20 protein-coding genes, 1 tRNA gene and 1 pseudogene are annotated in these 25,472 nt (G+C 62.6%); 9 read left to right on the top strand and 13 right to left on the bottom strand.

Annotated features, from left to right (window positions below; genetic code table 11):
• Positions 1-92: 92 nt before the first annotated feature.
• The 5 genes from SA496_RS08860 to SA496_RS08840 all read right to left on the bottom strand — a co-directional run bounded on the left by SA496_RS08860 (position 93) and on the right by SA496_RS08840 (position 6,970).
• On the bottom strand, positions 93-1,145 hold the full coding sequence (locus tag SA496_RS08860; RefSeq protein WP_330115283.1) for an NAD(P)-dependent alcohol dehydrogenase: 1,053 nt from the start codon (positions 1,143-1,145) through the stop codon (positions 93-95).
• 63 nt (positions 1,146-1,208) lie between these two features.
• The gene (locus tag SA496_RS08855; RefSeq protein WP_153922130.1) at positions 1,209-2,666 is read right to left on the bottom strand and encodes an acyl-CoA reductase; all 1,458 of its coding nucleotides are present in this window, start codon (positions 2,664-2,666) and stop codon (positions 1,209-1,211) included.
• Positions 2,667-2,670: 4 nt separating this feature from the next.
• Positions 2,671-4,101, bottom strand: a complete 1,431-nt coding sequence (locus SA496_RS08850; protein ID WP_330115282.1) for a hypothetical protein — start codon at positions 4,099-4,101, stop codon at positions 2,671-2,673.
• Positions 4,102-4,314: 213 nt separating this feature from the next.
• Positions 4,315-5,010 (bottom strand): TetR/AcrR family transcriptional regulator, encoded by a 696-nt coding sequence (locus SA496_RS08845; RefSeq protein ID WP_330115281.1) that lies wholly within the window; start codon positions 5,008-5,010, stop codon positions 4,315-4,317.
• 4 nt (positions 5,011-5,014) lie between these two features.
• Positions 5,015-6,970 carry an alkyl/aryl-sulfatase gene (locus SA496_RS08840; RefSeq protein WP_330115280.1) on the bottom strand — a complete coding sequence of 652 codons (1,956 nt, stop codon included), beginning with the start codon at positions 6,968-6,970 and terminating at the stop codon, positions 5,015-5,017.
• Positions 6,971-7,295: 325 nt separating this feature from the next.
• Here SA496_RS08840 and SA496_RS08835 point away from each other — a divergent pair, with 325 nt between their 5' ends.
• Positions 7,296-8,624 (top strand): MFS transporter, encoded by a 1,329-nt coding sequence (locus tag SA496_RS08835; protein ID WP_330115279.1) that lies wholly within the window; start codon positions 7,296-7,298, stop codon positions 8,622-8,624.
• A 252-nt stretch (positions 8,625-8,876) separates the two neighbouring features.
• Here SA496_RS08835 and SA496_RS08830 read toward each other — a convergent pair whose 3' ends face one another.
• The 4 genes and pseudogenes from SA496_RS08830 to SA496_RS08815 all read right to left on the bottom strand — a co-directional run bounded on the left by SA496_RS08830 (position 8,877) and on the right by SA496_RS08815 (position 13,383).
• A complete protein-coding gene (locus SA496_RS08830; RefSeq protein WP_330115278.1) occupies positions 8,877-9,821 on the bottom strand; it encodes an electron transfer flavoprotein subunit alpha/FixB family protein in 945 nt (314 codons plus the stop codon).
• Position 9,822: 1 nt separating this feature from the next.
• Positions 9,823-10,571 (bottom strand): annotated as a pseudogene (locus SA496_RS08825) (electron transfer flavoprotein subunit beta/FixA family protein).
• A 65-nt stretch (positions 10,572-10,636) separates the two neighbouring features.
• Positions 10,637-11,500 (bottom strand): MBL fold metallo-hydrolase, encoded by an 864-nt coding sequence (locus SA496_RS08820; protein WP_280357652.1) that lies wholly within the window; start codon positions 11,498-11,500, stop codon positions 10,637-10,639.
• Between the two features lie 251 nt (positions 11,501-11,751).
• The gene (locus SA496_RS08815) at positions 11,752-13,383 is read right to left on the bottom strand and encodes a response regulator (RefSeq protein ID WP_330115277.1); all 1,632 of its coding nucleotides are present in this window, start codon (positions 13,381-13,383) and stop codon (positions 11,752-11,754) included.
• A 153-nt stretch (positions 13,384-13,536) separates the two neighbouring features.
• On the opposite strand from SA496_RS08815, the gene SA496_RS08810 reads away from it, so the two are divergent.
• Together SA496_RS08810 and SA496_RS08805 are read left to right on the top strand one after the other, a co-directional pair.
• On the top strand, positions 13,537-18,225 hold the full coding sequence (locus SA496_RS08810) for an autotransporter outer membrane beta-barrel domain-containing protein (RefSeq protein ID WP_330115276.1): 4,689 nt from the start codon (positions 13,537-13,539) through the stop codon (positions 18,223-18,225).
• 309 nt (positions 18,226-18,534) lie between these two features.
• Positions 18,535-18,900, top strand: coding sequence for a hypothetical protein (locus SA496_RS08805; RefSeq protein ID WP_330115275.1), 366 nt, complete (start codon positions 18,535-18,537; stop codon positions 18,898-18,900).
• Position 18,901: 1 nt separating this feature from the next.
• Here the strand turns inward: SA496_RS08805 and SA496_RS08800 are convergent, their stop codons facing one another.
• Together SA496_RS08800 and SA496_RS08795 are read right to left on the bottom strand one after the other, a co-directional pair.
• A complete protein-coding gene (locus SA496_RS08800) occupies positions 18,902-19,195 on the bottom strand; it encodes a hypothetical protein (RefSeq protein ID WP_153921185.1) in 294 nt (97 codons plus the stop codon).
• 520 nt (positions 19,196-19,715) lie between these two features.
• Positions 19,716-19,805: transfer RNA gene (locus SA496_RS08795), tRNA-Ser, on the bottom strand.
• 269 nt (positions 19,806-20,074) lie between these two features.
• On the opposite strand from SA496_RS08795, the gene SA496_RS08790 reads away from it, so the two are divergent.
• Positions 20,075-20,764 (top strand): crotonase/enoyl-CoA hydratase family protein, encoded by a 690-nt coding sequence (locus tag SA496_RS08790; RefSeq protein ID WP_330115274.1) that lies wholly within the window; start codon positions 20,075-20,077, stop codon positions 20,762-20,764.
• 41 nt (positions 20,765-20,805) lie between these two features.
• The gene (locus tag SA496_RS08785; RefSeq protein WP_330115273.1) at positions 20,806-21,237 is read left to right on the top strand and encodes a hypothetical protein; all 432 of its coding nucleotides are present in this window, start codon (positions 20,806-20,808) and stop codon (positions 21,235-21,237) included.
• A 162-nt stretch (positions 21,238-21,399) separates the two neighbouring features.
• Here the strand turns inward: SA496_RS08785 and SA496_RS08780 are convergent, their stop codons facing one another.
• Entirely contained in the window at positions 21,400-22,257 is an 858-nt protein-coding gene (locus SA496_RS08780; protein ID WP_120651547.1) for an alpha/beta fold hydrolase, read from the bottom strand.
• Between the two features lie 157 nt (positions 22,258-22,414).
• On the opposite strand from SA496_RS08780, the gene SA496_RS08775 reads away from it, so the two are divergent.
• Complete coding sequence (locus SA496_RS08775; RefSeq protein ID WP_120651548.1) at positions 22,415-23,386, top strand: magnesium and cobalt transport protein CorA; 972 nt, start codon at positions 22,415-22,417, stop codon at positions 23,384-23,386.
• 79 nt (positions 23,387-23,465) lie between these two features.
• Here SA496_RS08775 and SA496_RS08770 read toward each other — a convergent pair whose 3' ends face one another.
• Positions 23,466-24,185 carry an amidotransferase gene (locus tag SA496_RS08770; RefSeq protein ID WP_120651549.1) on the bottom strand — a complete coding sequence of 240 codons (720 nt, stop codon included), beginning with the start codon at positions 24,183-24,185 and terminating at the stop codon, positions 23,466-23,468.
• 340 nt (positions 24,186-24,525) lie between these two features.
• On the opposite strand from SA496_RS08770, the gene SA496_RS08765 reads away from it, so the two are divergent.
• The 3 genes from SA496_RS08765 to SA496_RS08755 all read left to right on the top strand — a co-directional run bounded on the left by SA496_RS08765 (position 24,526) and on the right by SA496_RS08755 (position 25,472).
• The gene (locus SA496_RS08765; protein ID WP_120651550.1) at positions 24,526-24,750 is read left to right on the top strand and encodes a hypothetical protein; all 225 of its coding nucleotides are present in this window, start codon (positions 24,526-24,528) and stop codon (positions 24,748-24,750) included.
• Positions 24,751-24,772: 22 nt separating this feature from the next.
• Positions 24,773-25,033: a hypothetical protein gene (locus tag SA496_RS08760; protein ID WP_120651551.1), complete on the top strand. Its 261-nt coding sequence runs from the start codon at positions 24,773-24,775 to the stop codon at positions 25,031-25,033.
• 67 nt (positions 25,034-25,100) lie between these two features.
• On the top strand, positions 25,101-25,472 hold the full coding sequence (locus tag SA496_RS08755; RefSeq protein ID WP_120651552.1) for a glutaredoxin family protein: 372 nt from the start codon (positions 25,101-25,103) through the stop codon (positions 25,470-25,472).

Raw genomic sequence — 25,472 nt, 5'->3', positions numbered from 1 at the left:
AACACATGACCCCTCCCCTTTGGGGTGGGCGCAGGCCCTGCATCACGCGGAGAGCCCCGACACAGCGGTCGGGGCGGTGCGACTGGTCGCCGTCAGACGCCTTTCAACGAGGCCATGTCGATCACGAAGCGGTACTTCACGTCATTGCGTTCCATGCGCTCGAAGGCCGTGTTGATGTCCTGGATATCGATCATCTCGCAACTCGGCAGAACCTGATGTTCGGCACAGAAGTCCAGCAGTTCCTGGGTCTGGGTGAGGCCGCCGATCAGCGAGCCGGCGATGGAGCGGTTGTTGATCGCCAGCAGCGCACCATGGATCGGTTCCAGCGGTTCCAGGGCGCCCACCAGCACCAGCTTGCCGTGACGACCCAGGAGCATCAGGTAAGGGTTGACGTTGTGCGTGCGCGGGATGGTGTCGAGGATGAGATCGAAGCTGCTCGCCGCCCCCTTCATCGCCTGCGGGTCGGTGGACAGCAGCACATGGTGCGCCCCCAGTGCCCGGGCGTCGTCGGCCTTGCCCGGCGAGGTGGTGATGACCGTGACCTCAGCCCCCAGGGCGACGGCCAGCTTGACCCCCATGTGACCCAGCCCGCCAAGGCCGACCACGGCCAGGCGGGTGCCCGCCCCAACGCCATGCTCGCGCAGCGGCGTCCACACCGTGATACCGGCACACAGCAGCGGGCCGGCGAAGCGCGGGTCCAGTGCCTCGGGCATGCGTAGCACGAACTGCTCGCGAACCACGATGTGCTGGGAATAGCCGCCGTAGTTGACCTCGCCGCTAATACGGTCCAGCCCGTTGTAGGTGGGCGTCATGCCGTGGCTGCAATGGGGTTCTTCCTGCGCCTCGCAGGCCGCGCATTGCTGGCAGCTGTCCACCATGCAGCCGACCGCGACCCGGTCGCCCAACTTGTAGCGAGTTACAGCAGGCCCCACGGCGGTGACCTGTCCAACGATCTCGTGGCCAGGCACGCAGGGGAAGCGGGTACTGTTCCAGTCGTTGTGCACGTAGTGCATGTCCGAGTGGCAGACGCCGCAATAGGCGATCTCGATGGCGACGTCGTCGTCGCGCAGGGCGCGGCGCTCGAAGCTCAGCGGCTTCAGCTGCGCATGGGACTCATGGGCTCCATAGCCGATGCAGGTGGTCATGGGTGCTTCCTCGGATGTCACGGATAAACGGTGGAGCACCCTGCCGAAACAGGGCGCGTGGTATCAGATGGAGGGGCGCAGCCAGGGCGCCGGGCTGGTTTCCGGCGAGGCGATCTGGTTGGAAATCCACTTGCCCATGCGTCGCATCGGCTCGATGGAGTCCTGCGGGGCGGCGAACTTCATGGCTGCCGCATAGCCCAGCGAGACGATGCGCTGCGCGCCATAGAGCGGCAGCACATCCTTGAGCTGGTCCTTTACGCTCTCCGGGTAGATGCCAACGGTCTGGGTGTAGGCGTCCACCGCATCGAGCATTTCGCTCAGCTCGTCCACCGGCACCAGGTTGGCGGTGCGGTCGTCCAGCAGGGTGGAGAAGGACACCGGCTCGGGAATCTGCGAGCAGATGATGGCGCCCTCCCCGGCCTGGCCGCCGATCACCTTGTACCACTCGTCATCCAGGCGCAGCGCGTCGACGTGGGCCTTGAGGTTCATGTCGTAGGACTTGGGCGTGGTGCTGAGCGTGTTTGGCAGTCCCACCATGGCCTCGTAGACGTATTGGCCGAAGGTGTTCAGCCGCTCCAGCCCGTCCGCATCGGTGCCGCTCTGCACATAGATCACCCGCGCACACACGCAGCCTTTCTGGTTGATCGCACCGATGTCGGAAGCCAGGCGTACTGCCGCCTCGCGCATACTGGCTTCGCTGGCGAAGGTGTCCTCGCCGATGATGCTGGCGCTGCGCTTCGGGTCCAGGGAGATCAGCTCCAGGCCCGGCTGGACGTACTGGGTGACGTGCTTCATCGAAGCGAAGCCGCCCCAGGCAACGATCTTCTCCAGGTTCTGCGGCTGGTACAGGCGCTGCTCGAGCGCCTGGTCGCCCCCCTTCCAGTAGGCAACGGAAAGGTGTTTGGTCAACGGGTGGTCCGGTGCCATGTCGACCATGGTGCGGGCGATGGCCAGGGCGGTGAACGGGTCGTTTGACGGTGCCTTGATGATGGCGTCGCTGCGCAGGACCATGTTGCGAATGATGGTCCACAGGGACAGGGACACAGCGTTGCCGGCGACGATGTGCAGGGTGCGCGCGCCGAAGCAGCGGACTTCCAGCTCGGTGCCATCCAGCAGGGTCTGCGGGACCCAGCCTTCGAGGTACTTCACGCCCACCGTGCTTTCCACCATCTCGGTGATGAACTCCCGCGAGAGCATGTTCTGCAGGCCCATATAGGAGCCCTTGACGATGCTCGGAGTGGTGGGCGCGGTCAGGTAGGACAGCTCGCAGGCTTCCTGCAGGTACGGGTTCCTGTTGAAGGCCAGGCACCCGCCAAGCTCGACGGCGTAGTCGAGGATGTCGCCGAAGCTCAGCTCATACAGGTCGGCCAGTTTCGCCGGATTACCCAGCGGCAGCCGGTCGATGTACTTGTGCGCGTCAGGGGTGAGGAAGGCCAGGTCGCCGCCGCGTCCGCCCACTTCGATCAGGTTGTCAGTGATCACTTCGCCGCGAAGGATCATCGGTGCAATGGGATGGGTCATGGCTTCAGCCCTCCAGGGTATTCAGGAAGTCCATGGCTTCCCGGTGGGATTGCTCGGATGCGGCGCAGGTGATCTTGTCGTCGCCGCCGTTCTTCTCGCTGTAACGCTGGATGGCACCGACCACATAGCGGCTGTGGCGACCGCAGGTGCAAGGCCTGTCCCACTCCACGGTGATCTCGTCGCCGGTGATGAAACCGCCCCAGTGGATGTCCGCGCCCAGGTCGAAGAAGGCCGCGCGGCCCGTCTGGCAGCCCGAGCGTGGCAATGGCTTGCTGGTTTCCGGATCGAGCAGGAAGGGAATGGCGGTAGGTGCGAAGTGGTAGTTGCCCTGATCGCAACGCAGGTGCGAGCCACTGACCACTTCCGACATCGCATAGGACTCGTGCAGTGCCTTGACGCCGGTGAAACGCATGACCTCCTCGCGCCAGCCCTCAGGTTGCACCACGCCCTTCGCGCCGCCCGTGGTGATGATGTAGGAGTCCGGGTCGAAGACGCCTTCCAGGCCACGTTCCAGGCCTGCCTTGGCCATGTTGTGCAGCAGGTTCCAGGTGCCGCCGATGTAGACGCGCTTACCCTTGAGGCGAGTGGCGATGTCGTCGAAGAAGGCGGACAGATGCTGCGGCATCTCGGCCTGTTGCTGGTCGAAAAGCTTCTTCTTGGCCAGCAGTTCCGGGGCGATCACCAGGCGGTCCAGGGTGCCCTTGGCGTGGGCCGCGCGCAGCTTGGCGCCCAGGTGCAACACGTCGCTGGACAGCGTGGAGGGATAGGCCGGATGGAAATGGGACTCGTCCGGCAGCAGGACCTTGACCAACGAACCGACCCCACGCAGGTGGCTGAGGTAGCCCTTGCGGTAGTACGGGTAGGCCGTGTGCATGTCCGGGTTCGGCGTGTCCGGGCCCTTCATGTTCCAGGCGTAGAGCCGGCGCACCTGCGAGGCCTTCTCGAACTCGCGCACGCTGCAGGGCAGGAACGACAGGGTGCCGGAGGTTCCGGAGGTGTGGCTGAGGCAGAGTTCCGGGACATCGCGATCCATGGTCTCGAACCAACCGTCAAGGCCCTTGCAGGCGCTGACGTCGACGGCCGCGATCTTCTCCGCGAGCTCCGGCGTCACCAGCTTGCCGAGCCACTTGTTGATCGCCGCGAAGTTGTTCTTCTCCAGCAGCGACGGCGGGTAGGACTTGAACATGGTGTGCTCGAACAGCAGCGGCACCACGTCGTCCAGTTGCTCGATGCGCTCAACGCCTTCGGCGTCCGCCAGTTTCTTCAGTACCGGGATGCGCTCGCGCATTTCGGTGAAGCGGCGCTTCAGGCCAGCCAGTTGCAGGGTGTCGATCTGCTCGCGCGGCAACTGGATCCAGTTCTGCAAGGAGTGGTCGGCCAGGGCCGCCGGATCGGTCAGCAGCAGTTCGACCTGTTCTTCTGTTGTTCTTGTCACGGGACGGTCTCCTCGATTCACCCATTCGCGTCCTGACCAGTTGTCGGTAAAGGAAGCGCTGAATACTGGCCATCCGGACGGGACGGCCTAAATGGCAGGGCCAGTTTAGGGGGCGAATGGGCGAAATCATTTCCGGATTCCGCAGCCGTAAATAAATCTATATCTATTTGATATAAAAGGATTTTTATTAAAAATACAGGTAGCTGGAAAGGGCTATTCCGCATCTGTCGTGGTCAGCAGCGCGTGGAGCATTCGCGCCAGCAGACGAACAGTGTCGGGCTCAACCAGGTATTCCGGCTTTTCTATCAGCAGCGCCCGGGGCAAGGCGGTAACCGCCTGGTAGGCGAGGAAGCCGGCCTTCTCGCGATCACGAACCAGTACCTCGTCGGAGAAGCGCTCCACCAGGGCGGGAATCACCGTGGCAATCCAGAAACGCTCGGGCTTGACGATCTCCAGCCGGACCAGCTCGCCGTAGTAGGCGGCCTTGAGGCTGAGTTCGGAGTCGATCTGCATCCAGCGATGCAGGGCGGCGAGTCCGCTGCGCAGAAGTCCTTCGATGCCGTCGTAGAGCGTCGCCGACGGTGGCAAGGACTGGATGCTGGCGATCGCGTCGCGGCGGGCATCGGCCCGATAGTCCTCGAAGATGGCGCCGATCAGCGACTCGATGGTGGGGAAGTATTCGTAGATCGAGCTGATCGCCACCCCCGAGTAGTCGGAAAGGCGATAGATGGACAGCGCCTCCCGCCCTTCCCGTTCGAGGATGTCGCGCCCAGCTGCTTTCAGGGCGTCGACCAGTGCGACCGAGCGCGCCTGCTTTGGAAGCTTGCGCGGCCGGGCAGGGACCTCAACGCGCAAGGCGCTGCCGTTGACTGGAACGTCACGGGAGGAACGGCCAGCCCGGCGTGTCATGCGATCAAGGCGTCACGATATTGAAGGTTGGCTGGAAGCTGCTGAGCATGCCCAGCAGCGCCTTGAAGCGGGCGGCATCCCCTTCGAGCTTGATGTCGCCCTGTTTCAGCGCGGTGGGGAAGTCGAGCTGGCGCAGGCTGATGCGGTCGAGCACAGCCTTGCTCATTTTCACCGTGGCATCCGGCTTGGAATGGCTCGTGTTCTCGCGGTAGGTCAGCACGCCATTGCTCAGGGTCAGGGCAAAATGCTGGTCCAGGTCTTCGAAGTACCAGTTGAGGGTCATGTCATGGCCCGCAGCCTTGTCCGAATCCAGGCGCACGGCCAGCACGTCCATGAACATGGCGGGCGTCGCTGCCGTTACGAGGTCAGCAATGGCCCTGCCACCCTGTTCAGGGGCGCCTTGGCGAAGTTCCTGGGCACCGGTCAAATAGATGTTGCGCCAGATCGCCGACTCACTGCTGTAACCCAACTGCTCCAGGGCGTCGGCCTGGGCCTCTCGGGCGGCCTTGTTTTCCGGATCGGCGAAGACCAGGTTGTTGCCCAACTGCGCGGCCCAGCGATAGTCGCCCTGCTCCATCGCGGCACGCATGAGTTGCAGCACCTTGTCTGCCCCACCCAGGGCTGCCACATAGCGCTTGCCGGACTCCACTGGCGGCAACGGATCGAGGTTGGCCGGGTTGCCGTCGTAGAAACCGAGATAACGCTGGTAGACGGCGCGAGTGTTGAAGCTGAGGGTGCCGTAGTAGCCACGGGTGTACCACTTGCGGTCCAGTTCGCCCGGCAGCTTCTTGACCGCATCGGCGATCTCCAGTGGAGTCAGGCCCAGGTTCAGCAGGTGCAGCGTCTGGTTGTTGATGAAGGCGTACATGTCGCGCTGGTCGGCCAGCAGCGTACGGATGCCCTCGCGGCCCCAGGTCGGCCAGTTGTGCTGGGCGAACATCACCTCGGCCTTGTCGCCGTAGCGCACCAGGCTGTCATCGATGAACCGCGACCAGGACTTGGCATCACGGACTTCGGCGCCGCGCGGGGTGAGGACGTTGTGCATCGTCCTGGTGGCGTTCTCGGCCATGCACAGGGCATGCAGCTGCGGCAGGTAGAGGTTCATCTCCGCCGGGGCCTCGGTACCGGGGGTCAGCTGGAACTCCACCTGAACGCCAGCGATTTCGTGGCTTTCCAGAGGCTGGACGACCAGGTCGGTCGGCGGAATCAGGCTGATGGTGCCACCGACGGGAGCGCCCTTGCCGATCCCTGTATCCAGTTGGCCGCGCTCGCTTCTCGGCACCGTACCAGCGCTCTGGAACATGCCGCGACGGAACATCGCGGTGCCGGCCAGGACGTTCTCGCTGATGGCGTGTTCCATGAAGCCTTCCGGAGCATAGATGCGGACCTTGCCGGCCTTGACGTCAGCTTCGTCGACCACACCGCGCACGCCACCGAAATGATCGACATGACTGTGGGAATAGATGACCGCCACCACCGGCTTGCGTGGACGGTGCTGGTAGTAGAGTTCCAGGCCGGCCTTGGCGGTCTCGGTGACATAGAGCGGGTCGATGATGATCAGCCCGTCCTTGCCCTCGATGATGGTCATGTTCGCCAGGTCGAGGCCGCGCACCTGGTACAACCCCTCGGTTACCTGGAACAGACCGGCATTGGCGTTGAGCTGCGCCATTCGCCACAGGCTCGGGTTCACCGTGTCCGGGGCATCCTTCTGCTGCAGGAAGTCATACGCATGAGTGTTCCAGACCGGTTTGCCATCGGCATTGCGAATCTCCCCCTCGAAGGGCGCCACCAGGCCGCGGCGCGCGGACTCGAAGTCGGCGCGGTCGGCGAACGGCAGTTTCTTCAGGACTTCCCGATTCATGGCGGCCGTCACAGGACTGGCCGGTGCGGTCTCGGCCGCCCACGACTGTGCGCCGAGCAGGGAAATGGCAGTAGCGAGGACAAGGAGGGAATAGCGCATACGGGTTCCTTATGGGTGGACCACGGCGACGGATCTGACCGGACTTGTGGAAGGGTACCCTCGCGTCAGCTGGGCTCCCCCCCTTGTTTGTAGGGGGGGCAATCTCCTCCTGCCAACTGATACGGCGCTATCGCGCAACGGGAGTGCCGCGCTCCCCGCTGGAAACCGGAAAGCTATCGCCACACCGCCGCAAGGCAAACGAATTTCAGATATTAATCAATAGGTTGGATCAACTCAAAAACACGGAACATTGGGCCATGACTCCATCCCTATACTCGCCGCACAGCCTCTACAACAACAATCAGGCGACCCCAGGAGCGCTTCAATGAGCGATGCCACCCAGCCACTCATGGCACCTTCCACCCTTCCCTGCGTCCAGATGAAACGCCTGTATGGCAAGGTCATCTGGCGACTGCTGCCCTTCCTGATGCTGGCCTTCATCATCAATGCCATCGACCGTCTGAATCTGTCGTTCGCCAAGCTGCGCATGGCAGAGGACATCGCCCTCAGCGATGCCGCCTACGGCATCGGAGCTGGCATCTTCTACCTGGGCTATATCCTCTTCGAGGTGCCCAGCAACCTCTACATGCAGCGCGTCGGGGCGCGCGCCACGCTGACGCGGATCATGATCCTCTGGGGCTTGATCACCGTCGCTACCGCCTTCGTCACCACACCTAACCAATTGATCGCTGCGCGCTTCCTGCTGGGTATAGCCGAGGCGGGCTTCTTCCCGGGGCTGATCCTCTACCTCACCTACTGGTTCCCCGCAGCCCAGCGCGGGCGCATCACTGCGTCGTTCTTCATGGCCGGCATGGTCGCGGGCATGGTCTGTGGCCCACTTTCAGGAACCATCATGGCCCACCTGCACGGCTGGCTCGGTCTGCGCGACTGGCAGGTTCTGTTCATTCTCACTGGCCTGCCGGCGGTGCTGCTGGGGGTGATCGGACGTTTCTGGCTGACTGACCGCCCCGAACAGGCCACATGGCTCGACGATGAGGAGAAACACCAGCTCCAGCAGGCGCTGGCCAACGACTCGACGGGCACCGTCAAGCACCACGGTATCGCAGACGTATTGCGCGACCCGCAGCTTTATGTGGCAGGTTTGGTGTGCTTTTGCATCTACAGCGGCGCCAACACCGTGTCCTACTGGCTGCCGACTCTTGTGCGCGGCTTCGGGCTGGAAGACCTCAAGCTGATCGGCCTGGTCACGGCGTTGCCGTTCCTTGGCGGTCTCTGTGCCATGTACCTGCTTGGCCGCAGCTCGGATCGCCATATGGAGCGCCGCTGGCACCTGGGCCTGACCATGCTGGTGGCCGCCGCCAGCTTCTGCCTGCTGGACCTGGCGCATGGGCATGCGGTGTTTTCCATGGCGCTGATGAGCCTGGGCGCCGCCGCCGCGTTGTCGGCCATGCCGCTGTTCTGGACCATTCCACCGGCCCTGTTGAGCAAGTCCGGCGCAGCCGGCGGCATCGCCATCATCAGCAGCATCGGCAATCTGGCCGGCGTGCTCAGCCAGACGGCGGTGGGCGCGGTGAAAAACGCAACTGGCAGCCTCTACCTGGCGTTTGACCTGATCGCCATCCTGCTGGTGTTCGGCAGTCTGTTGCTGCTCATCTGCATTCCCGCCCAGCGCCTCGGAAAACCGACCTCGTAGGTTGGTCCGAGTGCAACGAGGCCCAACATCGCAGCGGTGAACCCCGAACCGTTGGGCTTCGCGTAGCTCAGCCGCAAGCTACGAGACCGATCGAGGCCGTCCTTCCCTCTCCCTAAAGAGGAGAGGGGTGACTTCTAGCCCGACCTGGCGCGGACGTGTAGGGTCGAATTCATTCGCCAAGCAGGACGCAGTCCTGCCCCCACAAACAAAAAGCCCGCTCGATGAGCGGGCTTTTCGCATTACCGATGAGTCTCAGAGCAGGCTTTCGATTTCCGGTACGGCTTCGAACAGGTCCGCCACCAGGCCGTAGTCGGCCACCTGGAAGATCGGGGCTTCTTCGTCCTTGTTGATCGCGACGATGACCTTGGAGTCCTTCATGCCCGCCAGGTGCTGGATGGCACCGGAGATGCCGACGGCGATGTACAGCTGCGGCGCGACGATCTTGCCGGTCTGGCCGACCTGCATGTCGTTCGGTACGAAACCGGCGTCGACGGCGGCACGGGAGGCACCCACGGCAGCGCCCAGCTTGTCGGCCAGGGCATACAGGTGCTTGAAGTTGTCGCCGTTCTGCATGCCACGGCCGCCGGAAACGACGATCTTGGCAGCGGTCAGTTCCGGACGATCGGACTTGGCCAGCTCTTCACCGACGAAGGCGGACTTGCCGGCGTCGGAAACAGTGCCCACGGCTTCAACGGCAGCGGAACCGCCTTCAGCGGCAGCGGCGTCGAAACCGGTGGTACGCACGGTGATCACTTTCACGGCCGCGCTGGATTGCACGGTGGCGATGGCGTTGCCGGCGTAGATCGGACGCTTGAAGGTGTCGGCGCTTTCAACGGCGATGATCTCGGAGATCTGGTCGACGTCCAGCAGAGCCGCCACGCGCGGCAGGTAGTTCTTGCCGTTGGTAGTGGCGGGTGCCAGCACGTGGCTGTAGCCCTTGCCCCCCTGTTCTTTAACAAGCAGCGCGATCAGCGGAGCGACGTTCTCCGGCAGCTGGTGAGCGTAGGCGGCGTTGTCGGCGACCAGCACCTTGGATACGCCAGCAACCTTGGCGGCAGCTTCTGCAGCAGCACCGACACCCTGGCCTGCGACCAGAACGTGGATATCACCACCGATCTTCTGAGCGGCGGTCACGGTGTTGAGGGTGGCGGCGGCCAGCGCGCTGTTGTTGTGTTCAGCGATTACCAGGATTGCCATCTCAGATCACCTTCGCTTCGTTCTTCAGTTTCTCGACCAGTTCAGCCACAGACTTGACCTTGATACCCGCCTGGCGGGCGGCCGGGGCTTCAACCTTCAGGGTCTTCACGGTGGAGGCAGTGGAAACACCCAGGGCATCCGGGGTAACCACGTCCAGCGGCTTCTTCTTGGCTTTCATGATGTTCGGCAGCGACGCGTAGCGCGGCTCGTTCAGGCGCAGGTCGGTGGTGACGATCGCCGGCAGGTTCAGCGCAACGGTCTGCAGACCGCCGTCGATTCACGGGTGACGTTGACCTTGTCGCCCGCCAGCTCGACCTTGGAAGCGAAGGTGCCCTGGGCGTAGCCAGTCAGGGCGCCGAGCATCTGGCCGGTCTGGTTGTTGTCGCTGTCGATAGCCTGCTTGCCGAGGATGACCAGCTGCGGCTGCTCTTTCTCGACCACGGCCTTCAGCAGCTTGGCGACTGCCAGGGAGTTCAGCTCCTCAAAGGACTCGACCAGGATGGCGCGGTCAGCGCCCAGGGCCAGGGCGGTGCGCAGTTGCTCCTGGGCACCACTGGTTCCCACGGTCACCACCACCACTTCCGTGGCGATGCCTTGTTCCTTAAGGCGCACAGCCTCTTCCACAGCAATCTCGCAGAAGGGATTCAGGGCCATTTTCACATTGGCGAGATCGACGCCGGATTGGTCCGCCTTGACGCGGACCTTGACGTTGAAATCGACCACGCGCTTTACCGCAGCCAGTACTTTCATCCAGGGCTCCTGTTGAACGGGACAGAGCGTCCCCATTTCCCTCGAAGGGGTCGGTTAAAGGGGTATCAACTATCCAGCCGATGCAGATCGGCGTGATGGTCGAAGGGTTGGTAGCGCGATTGCCGGTCGCGCATGACCTTGATCATCGCGACGCCGGGATCGCGTGGCAGGAACAGCCGCCCGCCGATGGCCACCAGGTGGTCGAGCAGGCGTTCCTTTTCGTCGATCAGGCATTCCGGGTTGCGGTCGAAGGCAGTGGTCAGGTCCAGCCTGAGCCAGTGCATGGCGGGCACCAGGTCGCCGGCGAATACGATGGGGCCACCGGGCATATCGATTTCCGGCAGCAACTGGCCGGGGGTGTAGCCGTCACTGACGTGGAAGCGCCAGCCGTCACCCAGGAAGTCGCTGTTCTTTTCGTCCAGCAGCTTCATGCGGCCACTGCCCTCCAGCTGGCGAATGATCTGCGGTACGAACAGCGCGCGGTCGCGGGGGTGCGGGTGCCGGGCCCGCAGCCAGTGGCGCCGTCCGGTCAGGTAGCGCGCCACGGGGAACAACAGCCTGGGGGCGTTGCCCTCGCGCACCGCCTCTTCCACATCATGGGGCAGCACCGCATGCAGGTGGGTCAGCACCACAGCATGGATCTGCCCCTCTCCAAGACCATGTCGGGCGAGGCTGTCCAGCAGGCCTTGGGCCTGAGGTTGGCAACGGCAAGTGCGCGGCGGCGGCGCCAGCAGCGCATCGGTCCCGGCCATGACCAGGATGTTCAAACCGTCCTGCTGAACCAGCAACGCACGACTCGCCATTTCAACCCGATTGTCGTAGTCAGGGCTCATCCACTCGATCCAGGCACGTCGTGGCGTACTGCCGAACACGGCACCACCATCGAGCTTGCGGCTCCTGCCGGTTAACGTGGAAAGACTGCGGTTCACAACACTCACCTCTCTGAACATGCCCATCACTCGACGGAGTCATGGGCACTGACAGCCTATTCAGGATGCAAGCGTCTTTCCCCACCCCCAATGGGGTGGGAAATGGATAACCGATGGGAGGTAGGCGCGGATACGGCCGAGTTTTATGCAGGAGCGAGCTTGCTCGCGAAAGGCCGGCTCAGGAAGTTCGCGAGCAAGCTCGCTCCTACAAGTGCCGACTATGCAAGCCCCGAAGCGTCGGTGAACCGCCCCTAACACTGCTTAGCAAGGGGCAGTGACAGGTGCACGAGTTGTTCTGGTTCGGCGCTGTAGCGGCCAGCCATAAAGGTCGTCAGTTGCTCCGCAAGACGTCGCTCGATGTCATGGGGCCTTCTTCTGCGACCTGGCACGGCCGGAGGTGCGGACACCTGCAGCGCAAGGTCGACTATCCCGGCAGGAGCCACCGTACCTCGCAGGCTGATCTGGATACTCCGCTGTGGACTCTGCCTGGCGGCGTAGCTCAACAACACGTCGATCAGGTGCAGGAAATGCTCCTCGTCCACCCAGACGTCAGGAAACGACTCCTGACAGCTGAGATCGACCTGGATGCCCGGGCGCTCGCCGGTAGCTTTCCAGGCCTCCACCCCCTGCCGGACCAGGTCGGCTGGTGAGCATGGGGAAGGCGAAAGGGTCAGGCCGCCGGCGGCGATATCGGCGAAAAGCCTGAGCCTCGCCGCGAGCCTGTGAATGGGTGAAGAGCTCCCGGCCTTCGGCAGCAGGTCCAGGCCGGATTGGAGATCAGCGGCCAGGCTACGCAGCAACTCGACATCATGCCTGTGCCTGGCTTCGGCCTCTTCCTTGGCGTTACGCAGCTCCTGCACCAGGAGGTCGTGCTCGCTGAGATCGACCACACCGCCGAGCATGCCGAGAATGCGTCCTTGCGCATTGCGAAAAGGGAAAAGCCAGGCGTGTATCAACCGCTTCTGCCCAAATATCTCGACCATTCCATCGCCGCTAAAGGATGTCCCGTTTTCGATCAATCCCAGGTAGCGCCGCTGGACACGGGCACCAAGCTCGGGCGTGAACCACCCTCCCTCGCCGATTCGGGTGCCTTCGACCCGTTCTGGTGTTGTTTGGTAGTAATCGAGAAAGCGTTGATTACAGAGCAACAGTCGCCCCTCACGATCACGCACGAACATCGCGTAGGGAGAGTCATCGACCAGCGGTCGCAGCCGCTCCAGTTCGTTGGCCCATTCGCTGGGCGCCGGAGCCAGGTCGACGCTCTGGGAATCCGGGCGGGAAAGGCCATTCCGCTGCGCAATCTCGACCAGTTCCACCAGGGAGCCCGCGTGCAGCTTCTCGAGAAGTCGCGTTTTGTAGGTACTGACAGTCTTGAAGCTGAGGACCAACTCGTCGGCGATCTGCTGGTTGGAATACCCCTGCGCCAGATGATGCAGAACCGTCAGTTCCCGCGCCGAGAGCTGTCCAAGCTCGTCCGGCTGCGGTTCTCCACCCGCCTCGAGGACCCGGGGAAAGTAGCTGCGCCCGCGCAATGCGGCGCTGATGGCCAGGTTCAGTTCCGCGGGCTTGTCCTGTTTGCTGACGAAGCCCGATGCCCCCAGGGCCTGACAGCGCGGCGCAAACTGCCGGACGCTCTGGGCGCTGAAAACCACGACCTTCAACTGTTCGTCATGGGCGCGAAGCCGGCGCACCAGCTCCAGGCCGCCATGTCGCGGAATCGCCAATTCGAGAATGACCAGGTCAGGGCGCAGTTCCCGGGCCATGGCCAGCGCCTGTGAGCCGCAGTCGGCAATGGCCAGCACTTCGTGACCTAGTTGCTCGATCTGCGCTTTCAAGGCCCTGCATAACAGTGGCTGGTCGTCGACGATCAGGATCCGGCTCACCTTACGTTCCTTCGTTCATGCCTCGTCCTAGACTAGATCACCGCACTTAATTGGGATTACTCCTACAAGGTTCGAGACATGATCCTACGGATTCGTTAGGTAGCTAAGAAAATACTGATCTCCAGACAAACCCCTTGCGTCCTGGAGATCATCATGAAAAAGCAACGCCGCCAGAGTGCCCCGATCGTTCTCGAAGATCTGCGCCGCAACAAGCTGGCGCATGTCATCAGCGTGGGACTGGCCACGCTGTTCAGTATCCGCATCGCGGAAGCCGAGGCCATGGATACTCTGCTCACCACCGAGCCGGAGGAATTGAACCGGCCTTCGGCAGCGAGCCTGGACCTCGACAGCCAGCCCGACGCCGGGCAAATGCCGCCGTCCTACCTGGACGTGGCAATGCAGGCCGCGCATGAAGCTCCCCAGGTGTTCATGGCCCGCACCTTGCTCGGTGCGCCAGCGCCCATCACCCTGACCACGGCAGGTGCGGTGGGTATCACGAGTTCAGGCAGCCATTCCGATCAGGCGATCAAGCTGGGCGCGGCCGCCACCACCGGCATCGAGGCCGGCGCTGGCGAAGACATCCGCTTCGCTACCGGTCGGGTGGAGAGCAGCGCCCTCAACGCGACCCAGGCCAGGAACCAGATCGGCGTGCATGCCACTGACGGCGGCCATGTCGGCATTGCTGGCAGCAGCGTCGTGCTGGAACCTAAAACCGGCGCTGGCGCCGTGATCACCGCCAGCGACATGACCGGCGTGATCGTGGACGCCGGAGGCTCGGTCACGCTGACCGATACCAGCGTACTGATCGGTGGTGGCGCCAAGGGCAACAACAATCGAGGCGTCGTCATTACCGGTCCTGGCTCCTCGGCGGATATTTCCGGAGGCGCGATCAGCACCTCGTCATGGGGCGCGGTGGGCGTGAAGGTGGAAGACGGCGCGTCAGCACGCCTCGCCGATGGCGTGAACGTCACCACCAGCGGCGCACGCAGCACCGCCACCGGTGGCAGTCACGGTGTGCAGGTGACCGGCGAGGGCAGCCGGCTCATCGCCAGCGATGCCACGGTAACCACCAGCGGTGGATCGGCCTATGGCATGCGCGTCGAAGATGGCGCCAGCGTCGAGATAAGCGGCACCGACCTGAACACGTCGGGCGGCAACGGTCACGGCATCCTGGTAGATAGCAGCAGCGTCGGCATTGACGGAGGGCGCATCGGAACGTCCGGAAAAGGCTCGGTTGGCGTATGGGCGCGCAACGGCGCCACGGTCGTCCTGGGCAGCGGCACGGAGGTGGTGACCAGCGGTGCCGGCGTGTCCACGGCTGCTCCCGTCGATGGCGAAAAGGCCTTGAGCCTGAGCCATGGCCTTCTGGCCAGCGGCGCGAACACCCGGATCGAGGGCAACGGGATTGCCATGTCGATCGGCGGCAGCAGTGCCAGCGCCGCGCGCGCCGAGGACGACGGCCGGATCATCTTGAGCAACAGTGCAGTAGAAGTCGTCAGCGGCGCGACCACCACCGCCACGACCGCGGCACTGCACGCGCTGTCGGGTGGCCAGGTGTTCGGCTCGAACCTGGACCTGAGTACGCTGGGCGTCAACGTGGGAGGAGCACGCGCGGAAGGTGCCGGCAGCAGCGTGGTGCTGGACGCCAGCACGCTGACCATCGCTGGCAGCGGCAGCATCGCCAACCCGGCGGCAGCAGCTCGTGCCATGGACGGTGGCAGCATCGTCGTGGAGAACTCGACGCTCTCGACCCAGGGCACCTTTGGCCATGGTGTGTCCGGCGAAGGTGTCGGCTCCCATGTTCGCGTCGCCAACAGCAACCTCACCACCGAAGGCGCACGCTCGATGGGCGTCTACCTGAAAGCAGGTGCTACCGGCGAAGTCGACGACAGCCGCATCCTGGTCACCGCACCGCTCGGTGCCGTCGGCCCCTGGGCACCCGGCGTGCTGGTGGAAGGGGCAGGCTCCAGTCTCGCCTTGTCCCGCAGCGACGTGCATACCACCCAGGGCAGCAGCACCGGCGTGCGAGCGCAGGATGGCGCGACCCTCAGCATCGACAAGGGCTCGGTGACCACCGATGGCAACTATTCGACCGCGATTGCCGGCAGCCAATCGACCATCAGCGTCAACAACGTCACCGTCACTACCCACGGCAACGACAACGCCATGGGCGTACTCGCCGACGTCGGCGCCATCGTGACCGTCAGCGACAGCTCGATCACCACCACCGGCAACGGTTCACCAGTGGCGTCCAACCTGACCTTTCCCCATGGCCTGGCGTCCCGCAATCCGGGCGCCCTCCTCAGCGCCACCCGTACCAGCGTGGTGACCCAGGGCTCCCAGGCATACGGCGCGGCGGTCGACGACGGTGGCAGCATGCTCCTCGACGATGTCTCGGTACGCACCGAAGGCACTTACTCGGTCGGCTTGTACGCCGGCATAGGCTCGATCAAACCCGGCCAGGTGAGCCTGGACGCCAACAACGTGACGGTGAAAACCCTGGGCGATCACGCCGCCGGCGCCCTGGTCAGCCGGCGCTATCAGGACGAAACCGCCACCCTCAACCTGACCAATGCCAGCGTGCACACCGAGGGGCTGCAATCCCATGGCCTACGGGCCGAGTCCGGTGCTGCTCTGTCGGCCGACAACAGCGTGGTCACCAGCAGCGGCATCGGTGCGCTGGGCGCCATCGCCAACAACGGCAGCACGGTCGAACTCGACCGGGTCGGCATCACCACCACTGGCAACGCCGGTCACGGCGCGGTGGCGAAGAATGGCGGCAGCGTCAACGGTACCGACGTGCTCATCACGGTTACCGGCGATCACGCCTCAGCGCTGTACGCGCAAGGTACTGAGGCACAGAAGGGTGAATTCGACCTCAGCAATGCTGTATTGAACAACCGTGATGGCGCCGGCATCGCTGTCGCCGGCGTCGCCGACATCGCCCTGGAGAGCTCGATCGTCGGCGGCAGCGGCCAATGGCTGAACGTCGACAGCTCAGTGGCCAGCGACGGTAGCTCGCTACCGGACATGGGTACGGGACAATGGCAGGGAATTGGCCAATCGTTCGATGCCACTGGCCGGGCCACCCTCGATCTCTCGGGCTCGATAGTGACCGGCTCGGCTGCCACGGCGGCCGGTAGCCATTCCAGCGTGACCCTGCGCGAAGCCAGCATCTGGCACCTGACCGGTGACTCGAACCTGAGCGCATTGAACACAGACACCAGCCTGATCGACTTCAGCGCCCCCATTGGCGGCCTGTACAAGAAGCTGACCGTCAACGACTACCAGGGCAACAACGCCACCCTTGCGTTGAATACCTACCTGTACGACGACGACTCACCGTCCGATCAACTGGTTATCGACGGTGGGAAGGCCAGTGGCAGCAGCAACCTGTGGATCAGGAACGCGGGCGGTCCAGGGGCCCTGACCCAGGGCAACGGCATCAAGGTCGTGGATGCGATCAACCAAGCGACCACGGACGCCGACGCCTTCCGCTTGCTGCACCGCGTCAAGGCTGGTCCGTATGAATACACCCTGTATCGCTCCAGCCTGGACGACAGCAATGCAAACGCCTGGTACCTGCGCTCGACCAAGGATGCGGTCCCGGTTGATCCGGTTGATCCGGTTGATCCGGTCGACCCCGTGGATCCGGTCGACCCCGTGGATCCGGTCGACCCCGTGGATCCGGTCGACCCCGTGGATCCGGTCGACCCCGTGGATCCGGTCGACCCCGTGGACCCGGTCGATCCTGTGGACCCGGTCGACCCCGTAGATCCAGTCGACCCTGTCGATCCTGTCGATGCGGAAGATCCCAGTGTCCCGGACCGCCCGCTTCCTCCCCAGGTACCCAACTATCGCGCCGAAACGTCGCTCTACAGCGCCATACCGAACCTGGCGCTGCACTTTGGCCATGCGATGGTGGATACCCTGCATGAGCGCGTTGGCGAGGAAGTTCGCCGTGCCGTAGATCCCCTGCCAGGCGAAGATGTCGAGGAGTACGGCCCCTCGCTCGGCTGGGGACGGCTGATCTATCGCCGGGGAGATAATGAGCTGGCCAACGGCGCAGCCTACGACTACCACCTACAAGCCTTCCAGGTTGGCCTGGATCTCCTCCGCTTCGAGGATACGGACGGAAGCACCGATCAACTCGGGCTCTCCCTCTTCGCCGGCAAGATGTCCGCAGGCGTCACTCACTCGGATGGCGAGGCGGCCGGCAGCAACGATCTGCGCGGGTATGGCGTGGGCGGCTACTGGACCCACTTCGGACCGGAAGGCTGGTACCTCGATGGCGTGCTGCAGTTCAGCCACATTGACGTCGACGCGCAGTCCGAAGACATGTCCGAGCTGAAAACCACGGGTAAAGGTGTCACGGCATCCCTGGAAGCTGGGTACCCGTTCGCCGTCAACGATGACAAGACCCTGAAGATCGAACCTCAAGCCCAGTTGATCATCAGCAAGTTCAAACTCGAAGACAGCCAGGATGCCGCCGCCGACGTCGAATTCGACGATGTCGACTCCCTCACCGGCCGCCTCGGGGTACGTATCGACAAGGACTGGTTCCGCGAGAACGACAAGGGCGAGGTCCAGCGCACCAATGCCTGGATACGACCGAGCATCTGGCACGAATTCAAAGGCCAGCCGAAAACGGAATTCTCCTCCGCGCAAGGTAAGGTGCCCTTCGCCTCCGACATGGGTGGCTCTTCGCTGGAGGTCAACCTGGGCGTCGACCACCAGGTCGATGAGAACACTTCTCTGACCTTCTCCGCGGGCTACCAGAAAGGACTGGACGACGAGAGCAAAGGACTCGAAGGGATGATCGGGGTGAAGGTGAAGTTCTGATTGAAGTCGATCTCCACTTTTTGCAAGCGATGGAAAAGCCCCTGATCTCGCCAGAAATCAGGGGCTTTTTGCATGTAGGAGCGAGCTTGCTCGCGAACCTTCTGAGCCCGGTCTACGCGAGCAAGCTTGCTCCTACACAAAGCCGTCCAGTCGCGCATTGCGCAGGATTGAATTAGCCAGATCCGACAATGCAACAGCGTTACCGCTTTCCCGCCCCATCCTTGGGCTCTCGCGCCAGCGCCCCGTCACTCCCCCGCACGCCGAAGTCCTGATGCCTGCCTGATCCATCACACGCTCTCGCCAGAACGGTTGCAATGCAAACTGGACGAGGACCAGCTACAACGCGTCTGGATTCGCAATAGCCATGGCGAATTCGGGCAGGAATGGCTGATCAGTGAATCCGACGTCTATGCGGTGCTGATCCTCCACTACGACCCGGAGAATCGGGGAATCCGCCACTGGATCACCCGGCACGTGACTCCGCGTCTGCGGCAGGAGGAATGCTTCGACGGACAGCGCCACTATCGAGGGACGATCCCGCGGCAGGATCGAAACCTGGAACTACTGCATTGGCAGGACACGATCTGGTTACGCCTGAGCGATTTCCCGGCGCTGCTGAGGTTGGGCTACCCGATCAAAGTGATGCGTTGGCGCAGCGCGCGGGCGCGACATTGAATCAACTCTGCTTGATCTCGCAAACGCCATTCGCCTTACCCGGGCCAGTGTACGAAACGTCTGGCGAGCCATCAGGATTGATGCTCAGTGAGATCGTCACGTTGCTGCCCTTTGCCTCGAAGTAGTTGTCGTTGAACTTCTTCAACTTACCTTCCTTTCCATTGATGTAAATCGGACCGCCCTGGTCAGCATGAACCTCGATGTTCCCCGGGCAAGTTGCATTCAACAGAGGTATCCCTGCGCTCGCCGCTTCGGATGCAGCGAGCAATGCAACTGCCAGCAGTGCCTTATTCATGTTCCCAACCTCCTGTTACCGGCAAATGCCGGAATTCCAGCAAAGACCAGTTCAAGCTATGGCGCCAGCATGGCGAAGGATCTGCCGTGCGCTAGCTGACGTCTTCAGGCCAGAGGGAGGGAGCCTCCAAGCGTCAGAAGATCACCTGCATGCACTGAAACCCCCGAAACTCAATGCTCCGTTCATCGTACTGGGCGGGAATGACGTGGGAAGGGATATGGGGACGGCCAGGGTGGAGTCGGAGTTCAAGGTTCCTTAGCAGTGGAGCCGAGTCCGACTGGTAGAGTTGATCGATCCGGCGATCGACGACCTACGCAAGCAATTCACCGAAATAGGGAAATTGCACGCGTTCACCCCGGCGGTCGTGCAGCGCGACAATGCGATCAGAAGCAGGAGAGCGTGAAGTTAGCACTCCGCAATATCCTAGGCAGCGTGCCCAAACTTGACCAAAACGCGAACTGCAGAAAGCAAAAACCCCTGACTTCTCTAGGAATATCAGGGGTTTGCTTGAATCGGAAAGTGGCGGTGAGGGTGGGATTCGAACCCACGATACGGTTTCCCGTATACACACTTTCCAGGCGTGCTCCTTCAACCGCTCGGACACCTCACCGGAATCTCTTCGAGGCGTTGGCCCCGTCGAGGTGCGCTAATTTAGTGGAGTGTTTTCCGGAATGCAAACACTTTTTTCATAAATTTCATGCGTTTATGAAAAAAGCTTTCGCATGCCAATTTCCATTTCTGCTGTCAAGAGGCTAACGGGTGGATTGGAACGCGTTCGCGCGCGGCTGAAGCACAGGGTGACTCGCCGGTCAGTCTCAGTCCTTTACCTCCACAGTGGCGCTGAGTAACGTCGATCCACTTCTTAACAAGGAACCCGCCATGAGTGAGCTGATCTCCTACCAACTCGAAGACGGCATCGCCACCCTGACTCTCAGTAACGGCAAGGTGAATGCCATCTCCCCGGATGTGATCGCCGCCTTCAATGCCGCGCTGGATCGCGCCGAACAGGATCGCGCCATCGTGATCGTCACCGGCCAGCCGGGGATTCTGTCCGGCGGCTACGACCTGAAGGTAATGACTTCCGGTCCGCAGAACGCTGTTGCCCTGGTCGCTGCCGGTTCCACCCTGGCGCGTCGCATGCTGGCGCACCCCTACCCTGTCATCGTCGCCTGCCCGGGTCATGCCGTTGCCAAAGGTGCGTTCATCCTGCTGTCGGCGGACTACCGCATTGGCGTCGAAGGCCCGTTCAGCATCGGTCTGAATGAAGTACAGATCGGCATGACCATGCACCACGTCGGCATCGAGCTGGCCCGTGATCGCCTGCGCAAGTCCGCGTTCCACCGCTCGGTGATCAACGGTGAGATGTTCGACCCGCAAGGCGCTCTGGATGCCGGTTTCCTCGACAAGGTCGTGCCCGTCGAGCAACTGCATGAGACCGCGCGAGCCGCCGCTCTGCAGCTGAAGAAGATCAACATGACCGCTCACCGCAATACCAAGCTCAAGGTACGCAAGGCACTTCTGGAGACCCTGGACGCCGCTATCGTGCTGGACCAGCAGCACCTGGCCTGACGCCCGGTCACAAAAATGCCCCGCATCGCGGGGCTTTTTCATTGGGTCTGTCAAAGGTTGCCGCCGTTGTCGTCTCCCGGCTCGCCACCGGCATGTTGGCCATGGTCGTCGCCGACGTCATGGCCAGCCCCGTCATCTGCACCATGACCAACGCCATGGGCTTCACCGACATCGTGGTCAGCTCCGTCGTCCGCGCCATGTCCAACGCCATGGGGGCCGCCATCGTCAGCACCACGGTCGCTGTGGGAGCTGCCCTGGCCGCTATTTCCGGAATGGCCGCCACCGTCTCCGCTGTGGCCGCTGCCGCCGTGACCACTGCCACTGCCACTGCCACTGCCACCATGGCCACCACCGCTGCCGCCTCCGTGTCCACCACCGCCACCACTACCGCCGCCACTACCGCCGCCACCGCCACCTCCTCCGCCGCCTCCCCCACCACCGCCGCCTCCATCCTTGGCGCAGGCAACCGATGAGCTGGAAAGATCGCCCGGCACGAAGGTAAACGACAGGCTCAGTACCGAGCAGATCGCTACCGCCAACACGTACTTCTTCAGCCCCATGACGCGCCTCCGCTTTTTGCTCTCGACTACGTCCTGAACACTAGCCGCGAACACCGGAGAACGTAACAGAATATTTCAGGCGAGCTGACCGGCGGTGATTTTGCTTGAAAACTGCGCCATACCGCCGATTACTTCCTCGATTACCGTCGCCGGTGATCGCAACCAGGCACTGTGCGGATTTTCAGAAGCAGGCCGCGGGGAGCGCAGCATTCGGATCTCGGGCCGCTCCTGGAGCAAGGCCGCGAGACCGCGGGTCGAGGCTTCCGGTGCGAAGGGGTCGCCGTGAATGCCGATGAACAGAGACGGTATCGGGTTACTGCGTGGATGAGCCAGGCCCAGGCCGAGGTGATCGAAGCTGCCAGTCCACGCTACCCGCCCCCAATCGCGCATCAGGCTGCGCGCTTCGTGGCCGCCAAAGCCGATGGTCTTTCCGGGCAGGTAGCCGAACAGGGCCGTCAGCAGGTTGAAGCACAGGGCCACCGACGGGGTCAGCAAGCGTTGCCGCCCTTCCCAGTTGCGGTAGTGGATATTCCCGCAAGCCACGCCCACCACCGCCACATCGGAATGTGGATTTGCCGCAGCGAACAAGGTAGCGACATGCCCGCCCAGGCTGTGGCCCAGAAGCACCAATCGCCCATCGGGAAAGTGCTCCCTTGCGGCGTCCAGCAAGCTCGGCACGAACTCGTCAATCAGGTCGCGGTAGCCATAGTCGAGCCGACGGTTCGGTCGCGGGCCGCTTTCCCCCTGGCCCGGCCAATCCACCACCAGCACCTGGTTGCCGGCTGCGACGAGGCCCAGGGCAAAGTTTTCGTACTTGCGCGCCGCAACGCCCATGGCTGGCAGCAGGATCAGCACGGGGCCGGGCACGGCGGAGCGATATACGCGATAGGGGCAGTGGAATCGCCCCGCGGAAAAGCGAAAGGCCTCGGTCACTTTGTTCTCCTTGTTCTGGTCGAGAGGCGTGAACAATCTAGAGCAATCGCTCTAGTCATGCCATTGCAGAACCTCGGCGTTCGGCAAGACTCAGAAGATCAGGCGCGATAATCTCCGCCACAGATTTCCTACCAACGGATGAAGGAACCGCTGAACCATGGGTCGAGTCGTTGCCGCCGCTGTATATGCCAAAGGCCGGAAAGTCACCGACATAACCCTCGACGAAGGCTTGCAGTGGGCCAGCAAACCGGGGCATTTCGTCTGGATCGGCCTGCACGATCCCGGTGCAGAGGAGTTGAGCAACCTGCAACGGCAGTTCGACCTGCACGAACTGGCCCTTGAAGACGCCCTCACCCGCCACACCCGGCCCAAGCTGGAAACCTTCGGAGATGCGCTGTTCCTAGTGGTCTATTCGCCCATCGAAGTGGAAGGCGAGCTGCAGTTCATCGAAACCCAGCTGTTCGCCGGCAAGGGCTACATCATCAGTGCCCGTTATGGCGAATCCGCGCCCTACTCCCGCGTTCGCCAACGCTGTGAGGCACGCCCATTGCTGCTCGAACATGGCGAGGACTTTGTGCTCTACGCCCTGCTCAGCTTCGTAATGGAGAACTACCGCCCCCTGATGGACAGCTTCCACTCGGAGCTGGAGGAAATCGAGCAGGCCGTCCTGGAACGGCCGCTGGGCAAGGCCGACGTCGAGCGCATCCATTGCCTGCGCCGCGACTTGCTGCGCCTGCGTCGTTACATCGGCCCCATGGGGGAAATCTGCGAAGAGCTGCAGCGCCTGGACTTTCCCTTCATCGACAAGCAGATGCGTCCGTACTTCCGCGACATCGCAATCCATGTCAATCGGCTGCTGGAAGACCTGACCGGCCTGCGCGAAATGGCCGACCACGCCATCGAAATAGGCCTGCTGCTGGAGTCGTCGCGGCAAAGCGTGGTGCAGCGCAAGTTCGCCGCCTGGGCCGCCATCCTTGCATTCCCGACGGCGATTGCCGGTATCTACGGGATGAACTTCCAGTACATGCCAGAACTGAACTGGCATTACGGCTATTTCGGTGTGTTGGGCGTTGTGGCAACCGGGTGTACCGGGCTGTACGCCAGCTTCAAGTACTACGGATGGTTGTAGAAGCCGACCTGCGCGACACCTGACTCCACTCCATGAAAAAGCCCGCCATTGGCGGGCTTATCTTGCTGCCGAACGGCTATCAGGCTGCGCGGTCGCGAGCGACGAATCGCATCATCCACTCGGCGACAGCGGCGCCCTGATGGTTGCGATCCAGGCTGCTCACGCCCTGCTTGTAGACCTCATCGCCCAGGAAGTCCTGGCGTAGGTCCAGAATGGCGCGGGAATAGTCTGCGACGAACTCCGGATGCCCCTGGAAGCACAGCACCTGATCCCCAACGGAGTAAGCCGCATTCGGGCAGAAATCACTGGAGGCCAGCAGCGTGGCATTCTCGGGCAGTTGGGTGACCTGATCCTGATGGCTGATCAGCAACGTCAAATCGTCCAGCGCAGGGGTCATCCATTCCGGCTTCTGTTTCAGCTGGTAGCTATGGGTGCCCACACCCCAGCCCTGGGTGGCACGCTCGGTACGGCCGCCCAGCAACAGCGCCAGCAACTGGTGACCGAAGCAGACGCCCAGTAGCTTGTCGCCGGCGTCGTAGCGCGCCAACAGGAACTCCTTGAGCTTCAGAATCCACGGGTCGGTTCCGAAGGAGTCTGCCTTGCTGCCGGTTACCAGGTACGCGTCGAACTTCTCGCCCTCGGGTGGGTAATGCCCCTGCACAACGTTGTAGACACTGAACTCCGCGGGAATCGGCTGCTTGGAAAATAGCTGCTCGAACATCAGGCCGTAGCCTTTGTACTGGTCGATCAGCTCGGGGCGGAGAATGTCAGTTTCGAGAATGCAGATGCGAAGTGGCATTAGCTCATGGTTCCTGAAATGCAGAGAGGCTCTATGTGGGGGAAATGTGCGTTTTATTTAACACAGAGAAGATGTGATTGAAATACCGCTTGATCCGCCCAGCGATAGCCAGCGCCTAACGGGGCGATAGGCTGCTGCAGACGCCCCGCTTCTCCCACCGCGGCCGCAACACGGCGCCGCTCTAATTCGGGGGCTCGCAGGACACGTCAAGTAAAATTTACGCCGCCCTCGGGAACTATTGGTCCCGTCGATACTTACCATGCTTGAAGGTCGTTTTTTCATCGAAAGGATTTTCGCGACTCTACGCACCACCCAGTCCCCCCGGTCGCGGAGTCCAGTCATGAGCAACCTCACCATCAAATACGCACGCAATGGCGCCCTCGCCAGCCTCGGCCTGTATTTCGTCGTGGTGATGGTGGTCCTTGCTGTCAGCTTCGGTTACGAGCGCGGCCGCATCGGGGTGAGCCCGACAGACGGCTCCATGAGCTTCTACCAGCAACTCAGCCAGAGCATTCCCGTGCTGCTGGCGAGCCAGAAGAAGCCCAGCGGCAAGACCCAAGGCTGATACCAGGAACAGGCCGACGACGATGAAGCAGCACAAGAACCGACTCTATTTCCTTGCCGCCCTGGCATTCATGACCAATGGCTTTTCCTTGATCGGCTGCGCGCACGGTTCGGTGGGTGCTGTCGCCAAGAACATCGAGGCCAACCACAACATCGCCCGCGCCATTGCCAACGAACGCGCCTTGGGTGTGCAATCCGGCAATCCGCCGACCGAGCGTGAACTGCAGCTGCCGGCCGCGTTCGACGTCAACTCCCTGAAGTGCTACAGCAGCCTTCTGGCGTGAATGTCGGCTGAACCCGGCAAGTTCCGGTAAACTGCCGCCCCGTTTTTCCACTCAAGGGTGCGCCACCGTGTTCATCAAGGCATTACGAGTCGGCCTGGGCCAGCTGATCATCTTCCTCGACTTCATCACCCGTCCGCGCAAGCAGCGCCGCAGCCCGGAATCGCAATCCCGGGTCGCTGAAGAGGCCGCCAGCCTCGCGCTGTATCAGTTCAACGCCTGCCCCTTCTGCGTGAAAACCCGCCGCGCCATGCATCGGCTGAACGTGCCGATCACCCTTCGCGACGCGAAGAATGATGAAACCCATCGCGCTGCCCTGCTGGCCGGTGGCGGCAAGGTCAAGGTGCCCTGCCTGCGGATTGAAGAGAACGGCGAGAGCCGCTGGATGTACGAGTCCAACGACATCATCCGTTATCTGGAAAGCCGCTTCGCCAAGGTGTGA

This window comes from Pseudomonas sp. JS3066 (assembly GCF_036328175.1).
Taxonomy (GTDB): domain Bacteria; phylum Pseudomonadota; class Gammaproteobacteria; order Pseudomonadales; family Pseudomonadaceae; genus Metapseudomonas.
Note: the sequence above shows the minus strand (reverse complement) of the source record. Positions and strands in the feature narration are given on the sequence as shown.